This is a genomic window from Caballeronia sordidicola, assembly GCF_002220365.1.
In the GTDB taxonomy this organism is placed as follows: domain Bacteria; phylum Pseudomonadota; class Gammaproteobacteria; order Burkholderiales; family Burkholderiaceae; genus Caballeronia; species Caballeronia sordidicola_C.
In genome coordinates this window covers 1-13,750 of the sequence record NZ_MTHB01000013.1, presented here as the reverse complement: position 1 = coordinate 13,750, position 13,750 = coordinate 1, and the positions used below count along the sequence as shown (strand labels likewise).

13 protein-coding genes and 3 pseudogenes are annotated in these 13,750 nt (G+C 57.8%); 12 read left to right on the top strand and 4 right to left on the bottom strand.

Annotated features, from left to right (window positions below):
• Positions 1-128 precede the first annotated feature (128 nt).
• From BSU04_RS46190 to BSU04_RS01275, 8 genes are all read left to right on the top strand, one after another.
• Complete coding sequence (locus BSU04_RS46190) at positions 129-293, top strand: hypothetical protein (RefSeq protein WP_179258162.1); 165 nt, start codon at positions 129-131, stop codon at positions 291-293.
• Between the two features lie 334 nt (positions 294-627).
• Positions 628-1,029 (top strand): hypothetical protein, encoded by a 402-nt coding sequence (locus BSU04_RS01300; RefSeq protein ID WP_089158899.1) that lies wholly within the window; start codon positions 628-630, stop codon positions 1,027-1,029.
• A 400-nt stretch (positions 1,030-1,429) separates the two neighbouring features.
• A complete protein-coding gene (locus tag BSU04_RS01295) occupies positions 1,430-2,881 on the top strand; it encodes an IS1182 family transposase (protein WP_089158920.1) in 1,452 nt (483 codons plus the stop codon).
• A gap of 316 nt (positions 2,882-3,197) precedes the next feature.
• Positions 3,198-3,371: a hypothetical protein gene (locus BSU04_RS46185; protein ID WP_179258159.1), complete on the top strand. Its 174-nt coding sequence runs from the start codon at positions 3,198-3,200 to the stop codon at positions 3,369-3,371.
• A 92-nt stretch (positions 3,372-3,463) separates the two neighbouring features.
• On the top strand, positions 3,464-4,987 hold the full coding sequence (istA, locus tag BSU04_RS01290; RefSeq protein WP_089158919.1) for an IS21 family transposase: 1,524 nt from the start codon (positions 3,464-3,466) through the stop codon (positions 4,985-4,987).
• Positions 4,980-5,780, top strand: a complete 801-nt coding sequence (gene istB, locus BSU04_RS01285; protein WP_089158898.1) for an IS21-like element helper ATPase IstB — start codon at positions 4,980-4,982, stop codon at positions 5,778-5,780. The genes istA and istB overlap by 8 nt, the downstream gene beginning before the upstream one ends.
• A 498-nt stretch (positions 5,781-6,278) precedes the next feature.
• Positions 6,279-7,091 (top strand): exodeoxyribonuclease III, encoded by an 813-nt coding sequence (gene xth / locus BSU04_RS01280; protein WP_089158897.1) that lies wholly within the window; start codon positions 6,279-6,281, stop codon positions 7,089-7,091.
• 97 nt (positions 7,092-7,188) lie between these two features.
• Positions 7,189-8,040 carry a formate/nitrite transporter family protein gene (locus tag BSU04_RS01275; protein WP_089158896.1) on the top strand — a complete coding sequence of 284 codons (852 nt, stop codon included), beginning with the start codon at positions 7,189-7,191 and terminating at the stop codon, positions 8,038-8,040.
• Positions 8,041-8,632: 592 nt separating this feature from the next.
• On the opposite strand, the pseudogene BSU04_RS01270 reads toward BSU04_RS01275, so the two are convergent.
• Positions 8,633-9,807 (bottom strand): annotated as a pseudogene (locus BSU04_RS01270) (IS3 family transposase).
• A 65-nt stretch (positions 9,808-9,872) separates the two neighbouring features.
• Here BSU04_RS01270 and BSU04_RS49110 point away from each other — a divergent pair.
• The 4 genes and pseudogenes from BSU04_RS49110 to BSU04_RS01250 all read left to right on the top strand — a co-directional run.
• Positions 9,873-10,121: pseudogene (locus BSU04_RS49110) on the top strand (IS30 family transposase); the annotation flags it as partial.
• A 205-nt stretch (positions 10,122-10,326) separates the two neighbouring features.
• Entirely contained in the window at positions 10,327-10,563 is a 237-nt protein-coding gene (locus tag BSU04_RS01260) for a type II toxin-antitoxin system Phd/YefM family antitoxin (protein ID WP_089158894.1), read from the top strand.
• Positions 10,563-10,940 carry a type II toxin-antitoxin system VapC family toxin gene (locus BSU04_RS01255; RefSeq protein ID WP_089158893.1) on the top strand — a complete coding sequence of 126 codons (378 nt, stop codon included), beginning with the start codon at positions 10,563-10,565 and terminating at the stop codon, positions 10,938-10,940. Before BSU04_RS01260 ends, BSU04_RS01255 begins: the two co-directional genes overlap by 1 nt.
• Positions 10,941-10,976: 36 nt before the next feature.
• Positions 10,977-11,168, top strand: coding sequence for a hypothetical protein (locus BSU04_RS01250; protein WP_089158892.1), 192 nt, complete (start codon positions 10,977-10,979; stop codon positions 11,166-11,168).
• Positions 11,169-11,221: 53 nt separating this feature from the next.
• On the opposite strand, the pseudogene BSU04_RS01245 reads toward BSU04_RS01250, so the two are convergent.
• From BSU04_RS01245 to BSU04_RS01230, 3 genes and pseudogenes are all read right to left on the bottom strand, one after another.
• Positions 11,222-11,913: pseudogene (locus BSU04_RS01245) on the bottom strand (IS6 family transposase).
• 416 nt (positions 11,914-12,329) lie between these two features.
• A complete protein-coding gene (locus tag BSU04_RS46180; protein ID WP_179258161.1) occupies positions 12,330-12,719 on the bottom strand; it encodes a hypothetical protein in 390 nt (129 codons plus the stop codon).
• A 19-nt stretch (positions 12,720-12,738) separates the two neighbouring features.
• On the bottom strand, positions 12,739-13,750 hold a 1,012-nt coding region (locus BSU04_RS01230; protein WP_179258160.1), incomplete at its 5' end, for a reverse transcriptase N-terminal domain-containing protein.

The following is a 13,750-nucleotide window of genomic DNA, read 5'->3' as shown; positions in this document are numbered from 1 at the left end:
GCAGCGTCAAATGTTCGTCGTGGGAATCTTGTGCGCGAGGCCAAAGACCAGAGCTTTCGTTACCGAAAGGACTTGGGCTTACCAAACCAAGTCTGCCTTTTCCGACACAGCTTTATAGCATCGTGACAATGAGACGGCAACAGGGGCGGCAGGCAATCTGGTTGATCGGGCTGATCAGTAGTTTGCGGATCATACGGCGGCGTGAGAATGCCAAGGTCTGGGTCGCCGCGATCAACGGCATTGATCCGCTGCAACCACTGGCTGGACGCCGGACGGATTCGAGAACCGAATGACCTTTGTATATCGCAAGCGAACATCGGATGCGTTCGATGACGATCGACCCGCAAGGGTCAAGTTCGGAACCTAACTTCGCGTGGAGCGCTCGTTCGAAGCCGTCATCGATGGCGCCGCATCGAACGCGGCGGCCGAATTTCGGTCACGGTTGAAACGGCGGCCGTCCATTCACGGTGTAGTATTTCACCATGACTAAGTTACTATCGGGCGTCGACAGTGTGCAGATTTAACGCACCCATGACAAGGATGGCAAACTGGTTGAAAGACCGGAAGCTGCTCCGGCGATACCTATGATGTTCCGGCCGTTGAAACGGCATTGATCGGAAATACGTCATGTCAGCTGAGTGGAAGCTCCGCTTCCGACTGTTTATCCAGCGTTTCTGGCAGCCGACCAGTGCGTGCATGACCTGCATGCCGGGGAGTTGGGGCAATATTATGAGCCTTGGCCACTGGACGATTGCATTCCACACAGGTCTGCTCACCGGACTCCTGGCTGTCCTTTTGACTTTCACGCCTGCGGCGAAGCTCTACGCGAATCGATACGGCAATTCGCTGATCGTCGGCATCCTGACGACGGTAGGCGACGCCTTTTCCCATGCGAGTCACTATCGCATTCCCTACGTCGAGCACATCGTAACGGGTGTTATTGCAGGTCTCTTTGCGCTGGCTGCCTCGTATCTCTTCGAAGACCACGCGCGACGTCTTCGGACGGCATGGGTTCGGGTTTTCGGATAAGTTTTCCGTTGACTCTCTGCGCCTCTCGTCAAGGCGAAAGAGGCTCTCCGGTTTGGCCGCGCATCATTGCCGGGAAACCTTTCAATGTCCGATATCGATCACCACGACCGTTACATGTGGGTCGAGGCTGTGTCAAATTCAAAAACACTAGGTTTCAGGGGGTCGATTCACCCTACCCGGAGGGTTACGACTCCCCTATTGAGCGTTCTTACAAGCCGACTTTCTAGCTAGGTCGTAGCGCCACGCGTTTTGACAAAGTGCCGGTCGACTTCTACGTAACGCAGATCCGTTGACCCGATCTCTTTTCGCCGATTCTACGTCGGACCGGGTCCGGCCCAGAGTGTGTCAAAACGCATTTTGAACACCTATCATGGTGGCACCGGGTTACGGGGCGAACGAGATGAAGCGTTTTATTCAAGGCGACAGTCGTACGCAAAGCATCCTTCTTCCTGAATCGCTCGACGATTACGTAACGGACACGAATCCTGTCCGCGTGATCGACGTGTTCGTCGACGAACTCGACCTTGGTCAACTGGGCTTTGACGGAGTTGAACCAGCTGATACTGGCAGGCCGTCATATCATCCCGAAGTCATGCTGAAGATATACATCTACGGCTATCTCAATCGCATTCAGTCCAGTCGACGACTGGAGCGCGAGGCTCAACGCAATATCGAACTGATGTGGTTGACGGGGCGATTGATGCCAGACTTCAAGACGATTGCCCGTTTCCGCAAAGATAACGGGAAGGCCATTCGAGCCGTGTGCCGGCAGTTTGTGATGCTGTGCCAGCAGCTCGATCTATTCTCCGATGCCCTAGTCGCGATTGATGGCAGCAAGTTCAAGGCTGTCAACAATCGGGACCGCAACTTCACCAGCGCGAAGCTGAAGCGACGCATGGAAGATATCGAGTCGAGCATCAATCGCTATCTCGTAGCGCTTGAGACGGCTGACCGTCAGGAGCCGGTGATTGCGAAGGCAAAGACAGAACGCTTGCACGACAAGATTGCGGCGCTCAAGGAGCAGATGCAGGTGCTCAGGGATATCGAGGTGCAACTCAATGCGGCACCCGACAAGCAACTGTCGCTGACTGATCCCGATGCGCGCTCAATGAAGACGCGAGGCACGGGCATGGTTGGCTATAACGTGCAAACGGCGGTCGATGCGAAGCACCATCTCATTGTTGCCCATGAGGTTACGAACACCGGCCTCGACCGGGACAAACTCACGTCGATGTCGCGCCTCGCACGCGCGGAAATGGGCGTTGATAATCTCACCGTCGTCGCTGATCGAGGGTACTTCAAGAGCGAAGAAATCCTCGCGTGTCATGAGGCAGGCATTACAGTGTTCGTGCCAAAGTCGGTCACCTCGGCTGCCACTGCCGATGGTCGGTTCGGCAAGGACGACTTTATCTATGACGCAGCGAAGAACGAATATTCCTGCCCGGCGGGTGAGCGTCTGATCTGGCGGTATGCAACCGTGGAGAGCGGTCTGAGACTTCATCGCTACTGGAGTTCGAATTGCCAGCAATGCACGCTAAAGGACAAGTGCACGCCCAGCATTCAGCGACGAGTGAGTCGCTGGGAACATCAGGCGGTTCTCGAACAGATGCAAGCGCGCCTTGACCATGCACCGGAAATGATGCGTATCCGGAGGCAAACCGTCGAGCATCCGTTCGGGACGATCAAGGCCTGGATGGGCGCAACACATTTCCTGACCAGAACTATTGAGAAGGTCAGCACGGAGATGAGTTTGCACGTGCTGGCATATAACATGAAGCGGGTCATCAAACTACTCGGCTCGACAGACCTGATCCGGGCGATTCAAGATCGAAGCGTGCAAGCGGCGAGTTGATGGGCAGGGAGGAGGATCGCACCTCATCGTCTCGCTCACGCGACTCTACGGCATCAGAACCTTCTACGGACGACGCTTTGGTCCGCCGCCGTTGGCACTGTTCTGGCCAGCCCTTGTTATTGGGGTTTTGACACACTCTGGGCCGGAAGCGGCCGTTGCGACGGCACTGGTTCGAAGGGCATGGGATCGGCGACGGCCTTTATCAAGTGCCGTCGCAGTGTGATGATTCTGGCCCACGTCGTGCATGAGTGCGAGCAGACGTTTTCTATGACAGACAGCGCTGGTATTATAAAAACTGTATATACGTACAGTTTTTATGAAAACTCTCGCTCACACCTCCCCAGCCAATTTTCAGCGGCGCTTCTACTATCTGCTGAACTTCGAGACGGCCCTCGAATGGCTCGCCGCGCGCTACGACGATCTCTGGAGCGACGACGAGCGCGCCTTCCTGCTCGCGTTCCCCCGGCTGTTTACGCCGACCGAAAATTGAGCCACTTGTAGGGATCGCGCCGACTGAAAATTGAGCCGGGTAATCAACCTATCCTGCTAGTTTTTCAGGCAGGGTGTTTGGGGATGATCCCGATGACGATGATTGGCAAGGTGCGGCGGATGTTCCACCGCCAGAACAAGTCGGTACGCGAGATAGCGCGTCTCACAAGCCTGTCGCGCAACACGATTAGCAAATACCTGAGCATGGAGATTCAGGAAGAACCGAAGTATCAGAGGCGCTCGCAGTCGACCCGGCTGACACCGTTTCACGAGGCGCTGGTGCAGGCGCTCAGCGTGGACGCGAGGCGGGCGAAGAAAGAGCGGCGCACCGCCTGGATGCTGTTCCAGGAGATCAAGGCGAGCGGCTACGATGGCTGCTATTCGCGGGTGACCGACTTCATCCGGGTCTGGCGGCAAGGCGAAGGCCAAGCGGTTTCGAAGTCGGCGTTTGTGCCGCTGCAATTCGAGCTGGGCGAAGCGTTCCAGTTTGATTGGTCCGAGGAAGGACTGGTTGTCGGCGGCATTTACCGCAAGCTGCAGGTGTCGCACATGAAGCTGTGCGCGTCGCGGGCGTTCTGGCTCGTGGCCTACCCAAGCCAGGGTCACGAGATGCTGTTCGACGCCCATACGCGCTCGTTCACGGCCTTCGGCGGGGTGGCCCGTCGTGGCATCTACGACAACATGAAGACGGCGGTCGACAAGGTTCACAAAGGCAAGGGTCGCACGGTAAATCCGCGTTTCGCAGTGATGTGCGCGCACTACCTGTTTGACGCGGACTTCTGCAACGTGGCCAGCGGCTGGGAGAAAGGCGTCGTCGAGAAGAACGTGCAGGACAGCCGCCGGCGTATCTGGATTGAAGCGCGCGAGCAGCGATTCGGCAGTTTCGCCGATCTGAATGCATGGCTGGCGAGCCGGTGCCGGTCGTTGTGGGAGCAGGTGAAGCATCCGGACTATCGGGACCTGAGCGTTGCCGACGTATTCGAGCAGGAGCGCGGCCATCTGATGCCGATGCCAACACCGTTTGATGGTTACGTTGAACGCGCGGCCCGGGTGTCGTCTACTTGCCTCGTGGTGATCGCACGCAACCGCTACTCGGTACCATGCGAATTTGCAGGCCAGATGCTCAGCACGCGCCTCTATCCGGGTCGCGTCGTTGTGGTGGGCGATGACGCCGTGGTGGCCGAACATGACCGTCTGGCTGACGAAGGTCTGGTGCGCTACGACTGGCAGCATTACATCCCGCTGATCCAGCGCAAGCCCGGCGCACTGCGCAATGGCGCGCCGTTCCTGGATATGCCCGAGCCGCTGCAGCGCCTGCGTCGGGCGTTACTGCGCGAGCCAGGTGGTGACCGGGTAATGGCTAAGGTTCTGGCGCTGGTACCCGAAAGCGGTCTGGATGCCATAGTGATTGCAGTCGAACTTGCATTGGAGCAGGCGCCGCCCTCCGGGCGCGTGAGCGTCGAGCATGTGGTGAATGTGCTGTCGCGCATGCGCAGCGTGCAGATGCCACCGAAGATCGATACGGCGCTACAACTGACGACACCGCCGCTTGCCGACACATCGCGGTACGACGGGCTGCGCCCGGCGCTACAACAGCCGGAGGCCGGTCATGCGTGATCTGATCGTCGAACTCAAACACTTGCGGCTGCACGGCATGGCTGCCGGCTGGGCCGAAATGCTCGAACAGGGTAACGTCGAGGTGGCGTCTTCACAGTGGCTGCTTGAACGGCTATTGCAGGCCGAGAGTGCCGATCGGGCCGTGCGTTCGGTCAGCCACCAGATGAACGCGGCGAAGTTCCCGGTGCATCGTGATCTGGCCGGCTTCGACTTCGACGGTTCGCCGGTCGATCGCCAGCTCGTCATGCAACTGGCCGGTATGACGTTCACCGAGGGCGCGCACAACCTGGTTCTGGTCGGCGGACCGGGCTCGGGCAAGACTCATCTGGCGACCGCCATCGGCGTGGCCGGCATCACGCACCACGGCAAGCGCGTGCGCTTCTACTCGACTGTGGATCTGGCCAACGCACTGGAGCAGGAAAAGGCGCAGGGCCGCGCCGGACGGATCGCGGCAAGCTTGCTGCGCCTTGATCTCGTCATTCTGGATGAACTCGGATATTTGCCCTTCAGCCAGGCCGGCGGGGCACTCCTGTTTCATCTTCTGAGCCGCCTGTGCGAGCACACGAGCGTTGCCGTTACAACGAATCTGGACTTCGCCGAATGGTCCAGTGTGTTCGGCGACGCGAAGATGACCACGGCGTTGTTGGACCGGCTAACGCACCACTGCCACATCGTGGAGACCGGCAACGAAAGCTATCGTTTCCGGCATAGCAGCGCCAGTGCAAAGAAACGCATCCGGTCGCGCGAAGCGGCGCGCATAGGCGACAGCGCGGGCGCGGCCGAACCAGCCTGACGTCGTTCGCCGGCGCAGGGGAATCTGCTACGGGCTACGCCCTTCGCAGCTGCCCCTGCGCAACGCATCCTCATGCGAAGGAGGACAACGAGCGCAGAAACCCATACACTTATCCACAACCGGTTCTGCTTCAGACCGGTCTCCACCCCGGCTCAAAATTCAATCGGCCCGGTGGCTCAAAATTCAGTCGGCGCGGACAGTCGGGAGACACGCCGAAGACCGGTCGGGCTGTTGTGCACCGTCGGCGGGGGGAGTGGGGTTTGGCATCTTGGATCCTCGGGCGGGAGATTCGTGGGCTTATGCTCCAAGCAGTGCTTAAACATTGGCCGAAACACAGTTCATTCCCGGGCGCCCGGCCGGCGAACTTTCCGCAGCAAAGCCACGTCGGGCGAGTCCGCTGATGCACCTGCGTTTTGGACGAGCCGCGCTCGACGTGGTGGCAGCACGCATTTTGCTGCGAGCCGGAGACCTGCAATTTCTTCCTGGAAACCGACACAAATGAAAATAGCGACCTTCAACATCAACGGGATCCGTTCACGGCTACGCGCATTGCTTGAGTGGCTGAGGAAGGAAGTGCCCGATGTAGTTTGCCTGCAGGAACTCAAGGCGCCGGATTCCGGATTTCCTGTGAGAGAAATCAATGCAGCCGGGTACGGTGCGATCTGGCACGGCCAAACGTCGTGGAATGGCGTCGCGATCCTGCAGAAGGGCGCAGATCCGCTCGAAAGCCGCCGGGGCTTGCCCGGCGATAAAGACGATAAACAAAGTCGCTACATCGAGGCAGCCATCGAGGGCATGGTCATTGGTTGCCTCTATTTACCGAATGGCAATCCGCAGCCGGGTCCCAAATTTCAGTACAAGCTCGCGTGGTTCGAGCGACTGATCGAGTATTCGGCGGCGCTGCTTGAGAGCGGGCATCCTGTGATCCTGGCAGGCGACTTCAACGTCGTTCCTACCGATAACGACATCTATAATCCGCGCTCCTGGTTAAAGGATGCGCTGTTGCAGCCGGAAAGCCGCGAATGTTTCGAGCGGCTGTTGAGCCAGGGCTGGACCGATGCGCTTCGCCGCATCTACGGCGATGAACGGGTTTATACATTCTGGGATTATTTTCGGCAGCATTGGCAAACCGACTCCGGTCTCCGCATCGATCACTTGTTATTGAGTCCCGATGTTGCGACGCGCCTGAAAACGGCTGGCGTCAGTAAATGGGTGCGCGGACAGCCGCATGCCAGCGATCATGCGCCAACCTGGGTCGAGCTGGGGCCACCCAAGCGCATGCATCATGCGAGGAAGGGCGGCTCCGCATAGCCGAAGAGAATGCGGGCATTTTTTGTGCGGATCGCGAACAAGACCGACGGAAGCTTCGACGCCCGGTGACGAGTCACAACCCAAGGATTTTCGAACGATGCCCGGTCCCGATGCTGGCTCCAACTCCCCTCATCTCGATGACGGGGAACAAAAACAGGCTGCCCAACACGCCTCCCCACGCGCCTTGGTTATCCACGAAGTCGTCAGGGAAGAAGGCGAGGCTGCCATGGAGCGAACCGCCGGTTCGCTCCTGATGTCTGCGCTGGCTGCCGGGCTGTCGATGGGATTCTCCTTCCTGGCGCAGGCCGTCATTGAAAGCTCTTTGCCCGATACCCCTTGGCGGCCCCTCGTCGTTTCTTCGGGCTACACGGTCGGGTTTGTCATCGTCATTCTTGGCCAGCAGCAACTGTTCACAGAAAGCACGCTGAGCGCTGTACTTCCGGTCCTGACGCGACGCGACATGACGACCGTCGCGAAGACCGGACGGCTGTGGGGACTTGTGCTCTTTGCGAACATCGCCGGCACGGTGATATTCGCAGCCGTGCTCCAGATTCCAGGCGTATTTTCCGATCAAGTAGTCAAGGCGCTGGGCGTTTTGGCCAAGCAACCCTATTCCGGTACCTTCTTAGTGACGGTCGTGCGTGCAATGTTTGCCGGCTGGCTGATCGCGTTGATGGTCTGGCTGCTGCCTAGCGCGCGTTCGGCCCGGCTCGTGATAATTTTATTGATTACCTACGTGGTCGGGATCAGCAAGCTATCGCATGTGATCGCGGGTTCAGTTGAAGCGAGCTACGGTGTGATGGTGGGTGCAGCGAGCGTGCAGGACTATCTCTACGGGTTTTGCGCACCAACCCTGCTCGGCAATATGATTGGTGGAATCTCACTTGTCGCGATCATCAACCACGGTTCAATCGTGGCGGAGATGACGGATTCCGACGATCAGCGCTAGCCGAGGGAGGCGTGCAAGCGGCGACGCGGGCGCAGTCTTCCACGCCACGCATTGAAAGCCCCACACATGAACTATTCACGGCGGGTTTTCTCGGTAGAGACGCAACCCGGCGGTAGCCAAGCGCCAATTGTCGCCCTTTGCCGTTGATGTGCACGTAGGAATGACTCACTGTGGGTTGTGTTGTTCGGTGGAATACAACACATTGAGTTTTTCGCAAAGCCGCATCTGCTGAAGATCAGGGCCAAACCGATCCAGGTTGCGTTAAGCGTGTAAAAGAAGACGTGATGAGGCGTTTGGCCGGTGCCGATATGCCTTGGGCGATCGGCCTCAGTGGCAAGCCCCGGGCGCAGCCTCGAACCTGGGAACGCGAACGCTAGACACATCGAAAACAGTGGACTTACGGGTGACTATACCAAGCACGGCAACCCAACGGCACCTTTCCCCGAAGGCCGTTAAGTGCTTGCGCGTACGGTGCCATACATTGGGTTTTGCACTGAAATCGAGCGGCGTTTGCGAAGAAGAACTCCAGGGAGCCGGTGCGATTCGCGTGTAGGAGAATTGAGGTCGGTCGGAATCCGTGGACGCCAACGGGTTAAGCAGCGATTTTGTTCAAATGGAATCGCTGCGTGAAAGCAGCAGGCGACAGATAGTTGAGCCGCTCCTGCGTTCGTTGCCGGTTGTAAAAGATTTCGATGTATTCCGTGATTTCTTTCTGGGCTTGTGCACGGGTTGCGAACTTCCGATGATAGACGAGCTCATTCTTCAGTGAGCCCCAAAACGATTCGATCGGTGCATTATCGAAGCAATTTCCCCGTCTGCTCATTGATGCCTCCATGCCGAACTGTTTGACGAGCTTTTGGTATGCGTGAGCGCAGTACTGGCTGCCGCGGTCCGTGTGGTGAATAAGGCCGGCCGGTGGTCGGTGTGCCGCGACAGCACGGAATAGAGCCTGCATTACAAGCTGTTTTGTCATACGCTCGCTCATCGCGTAGCCGACTAGCTCCCCGCAAAACAGATCCTTGAGGCCAGCCAGGTAAAGCCATCCCTCATCGGTCGCAATATAGGTGATGTCGCCGCATCACGCCTGGTTCGGTTCACTCGCACTAAAATCTTGGTCCAGTATATTCGGTGCGACTGGCAGGTTGTGCGTCGAATTTGTTGTCGCCTTGAACTTGCGTTTTTGCTTGCAGCGAAGGCCGAGCTTCGTGCGCAAACGCTTGATGCGGTGAACACCGATCTGGACGCCGCGATCAGCCAACTCTTTCTGTAGCCGTTCCGGACCAAAGGTCTCTCGGGTACGCTCGTGAGCGGCACGAACTTGCGCTTCGTACCGGGGCTCTTGCTGAGCGCGCATCGAGGGAGGCCGTTTGCGCCATGCATAGTAGCCGCTGGTGGACACACCCAGGAACCGGCACATTGGAGGCACTGGATATTGCTGTCGCATCTGTTCAATTACGCCGTACCTCACCGCGACTCCTTCGCGAAGTACGTCGCGAACTTTTTTAACAGATCGCGCTCCATCTTTACTTCGGCCAATTCCCGCTTGACCCGCCCCAGCTCGGCCTCGACCTCTGTCAGAGGCCTCTGATACTGTCCAACGTTCTCCAGCTTGCCGGCCTTGGCGGCACGAACCCAGTTTGCCAACGTCTTCATCGAAATCGACAATCGACGCGCGGCTTCGGACACGCCGACGCCATCGGTCATTGCCAGCTTTACTGCTTCTTCACGAAATTCCTTCGTGTACACAGCCTTGGGGATTCGGTTCATCAATGCCTCCATTCCTCAATTTTACGGAATGTTGGCGTCCACTTTTTTCAACCGACCTCAACTCGTCCGTGCCGGCTAAAACGCTCAGCGTCGCACGCCGCAGCGCGGGTCGCCGCCCCAACAAGCTTTGTCTGCAAAGCGTTTGCTGGCGCGTCGTTCTCACTTTGCTCGAGTGGAAATGGTCGCCCCAACAGATATCGGGCACACTTAAGCGTATGTATCCAACCGACTCGACCCAGCACGTTTCGCACGAAACCATCTACACGGCCATCTATGCCCAGCCGCGCGGCGAACTGCGCCGTCAGCTCATTGCCTGAACTGGCACGGGCTGCACAAGCGCGTTTTTGGGCCTGATGGCCGCAAACTTCCTCGGAATACGCTGAGCATGCGTGCGCGTTCCGGGCGGGGCAAAAATTCAAGCAGTAGCGCTTCTCTGCCGTTAATTCATGCGGTGGAAGCTTGCCGCTTGACCGAAGTGGCTTAGTGGACTAATATGGGCTTAGTCCACTAGGAGCGATTATGCAGACAGTCAATATTCATGAGGCGAAGACCCAGTTTTCGCGGCTGGTCGATGCCGCAGCCAGCGGTGAGGAAATCGTCATCGCTAAGGCCGGCAAGCCGGCCGCCCGACTGGTGCCGATGGAGCGGGCGAAGGTCACGCGCCGTTTCGGCGGCCTCAAGGGCAAGGTCCATATTGCGGACGATTTCGATGCCCCGCTTCCCGATGATGTGATTGCAGCATTCGAGGGTCGTTGATGCGCCTGCTTCTCGATACACACGTCTATCTCTGGTCGGTCATGGATGACCGCAAGCTGACCAAAGCGGCGCGCAAGCTGATTCTGGAAGCTGACGAAGTATATGTAAGCAGCGCGAGCATCTGGGAGGCTTCGATCAAGGTCGGGCTCGGCAAACTTGAGGCCGACGTCGATATGCTTGTTTCGGAGATTGAAGCCAGCGGATTCATGGAACTGCCGGTGCGGGCCGTTCACGCTGCATTGGTTCGCAACCTGCCCGACATTCACCGCGACCCGTTTGACCGGCTTCTGGTCGCGCAGGCGATGTCGGAGCCGTTGCGGTTGGTGACTTCGGACGGTCATCTGTCGAAGTACACCGATCTCGTTATCACTGTGTAGGAAAAGCCTGAACTGCGGGCGAATAGGAAAAAGTAGATGACGTTTTCGTTGCCCGCCGTGGCTGTCGGCGCGATCGGTACCTCGATCATTGCCGCGATGGTCTCCTTGGTCGGACTTACTGTTAGCAAAGAGCAGAAGGTTTCCGAACTCCGTCAGGCCTGGATCGACGCATTACGCGATGATTTGGCAGGGCTCTGTCAAGTTGACGGGCGTAGATTGCCTGAGTGACTCAAGCGTAGTTATCCTTATTAGATAGGTTTCTCGGATGCGGCAGTGACCGTTCAACCGTGCCATGTGGCGAAGCGTTCCTGAAGCACGGCACGATGATATGCAGCGCTCATCTGATGTCTGGGCAACGCGAAGTGCTGTAGGATCGGGCCGAAGCATGAGAGAAACGCCTGCGTGCGACGCGCATCACAAAAGCCGCACATCTGACGTTCACGCCTGCGGGTCGGCTGGTGGCTGTCTCGGCACGGTTGTTCACGCGTGCAGCCGCTCTGACGAAAACGTGCTTCACATGAGCGAGCTCGGGAATGTCAGCCTTCGCCGCCGGGTAGCTGCGCAGCTGGTCGGTAACGATCTTGCGCGGCACGGGGTTTGAACGCAGCACGCTCCAGAAGAGGCGCTTTGCCGCGGCCTTGTCGCGACGCTTTTGCACCAGCACGTCGAGTCGGCACCATGCTCGTCGACCGCTCGCCACAACAAATACGGCTCGCCGCGCAGCATCACGAACATTTCGCCCAGATGCCATGTGCTGCCCGGCTTGGGCCGCCGCTTTGGTGCAATGGGCGAATCCAGCGCCGAACTTGTCGCACCAGCAAGGGATCGTTTCGTACGTGACCACGACACCACGCTCGAGCAACAACTCCTCGATGTCCCGCAGGCTCAGGCTGAACCGGAACCATCGAACCGCGCAGCTGATGACGACGGCAGGGAACCGGTGACCGTGATAAAGCGATTTCGTTTTCTTCATCACTTAATCTACCGCCGCTTTACCGTCAACCTGACAAAGCCGGTATGTCGCCATACGTTAGAGGATCATCGATTCGCATGAGTATGGCAATGAACGTAACCAATCCCGTTGAGCCCACTGTCGTAGGCGGACTCGCGGTCGCCTTCGAACTCATCGCAGCGGGTCGCGTCGTAAAATGCACGGTTTCGCGCGAATCGCTGCAGCACTACTTTTGGCAGTTTTGGTGCAAATGGAGGATGTGAATGGGTTAGAGTCGTCGAACTACACGAACCTCGCTTCGAAACAGTATTCGTCGCTCTGTGATCTGCTGGGTCACAACGAAAGCGTTATTGCGCTGCATGGTGGGGATCAGCAGTCCAAGAACAAGACTCACCTCTTGGCCCGAATGAGAGTGAACCAAACCGTGGGAGGTCAATTCATGCCGCGCGGCGTGCACTCTGCGAGTTTTCAGCTGCAGAAGTCTTGGTCAACACGGCAAGTTTCTCAACCGAGAATTCTTCGTTGAGTACAGCAACTCTGACCTGTGCCAGACAGTGCGCTCCCTCGTCCGTCCATCGCATTTGTTGCTTCTTCGCCATGCGATGGCTGACCACTAGGTTCACTGCGGACTCGGCAATGCTGCTGCTGATCGGTAGCCCCTTGTGATAGCGCGTTCCATAGTTCACCAGCGTACCGGCGTTGCGCTCGATGTAGAAGTACAGGCGGCGCAGGTTCCAGTACAACGTCGAGTGCTCGTAGCCTTTGTCGGGTAGCCGCCGCGCATTACTGCGCAGCGGCCCCCTCAGAACCGTGCGTGCACCTTTCAATGCACACGGCTCAAGCCTCTCAAAGCCCCCGTTTGGGAGCCGGTTTCATCACTGTTAAACCACGGCTATGGATCTGTCGGTGGCAATCAGGATGGACCATGACGAGGTTTGACCACGCATCCGATCCGCCGTCCACGCGGCGGACGATATGATGGACGTGCCATCCGGTCGCCGCTGTGATTCGCTGCTGACATACGATACAAGCCCGGTCCTGATCGAGCCAAAGGCGGATCAGTTTTCCTCGACCCGACAGGGCGTTCGCCATTTTCAAACCGTAACGGTCTTCGAAGTAGCTCTCCCATGCCGGGTCGAAAGGGTTGGCATTGCCATGGACCTGCGTGTGTCGCCGAATTGGGACGTCGGACGCTTTGCGTAGCTTTAGTCGTCTTGGCTTTCCCTCTGCTGTTAGTTCACCTGTATCAGCAGCAAATACCCAATGCCGCGCCACCTCGCGGTGGAAGTATCGTGCTCTGATCCATCGTGCGCCCTTCCACGGATTCTGCCGATCTTCGATGTATCCCGCCTTCAACCACTTCTGCAAGATCACCGTATCCGTGGGGACGTTGGTGACCAACCAGGAATGGGAGATCTCGTCGAAACAAGCCCGAATATCGCCTTCTAAAATCCACTGCGACGATGTCTTCTTCGCGAGCGCCGTGAAGCATTGTTCGATAGCGTCCGCTGTCGAGCGATCCCGGCGAAATCCATACGAATGCGAGTCAGCGCACGTTTCCGACACGGGCTCAAGGGCAAGCAGGTGTAACGCCTGCATCGCTCTATCGACCATGCAGGGGATACCGAGCGCTCTCATCTTGCCATTGCTTTTTGGTATATAAATTCTCCGCAATGGTCGTGGTGCATAGCCATGCCGAGATAATTTCTTGACGGCACGATATTTGGCATCGGGTGTGGACCACGTTACCTTGTCCACACCGGGCGTCTTCTTGCCATGATTCTCAGTCACCCGTCTGACGGCGAGTGCTTTGCCGGCAAATGAGTGGGTCAGCAGCCATTGCAAGGCTTTCACCTTG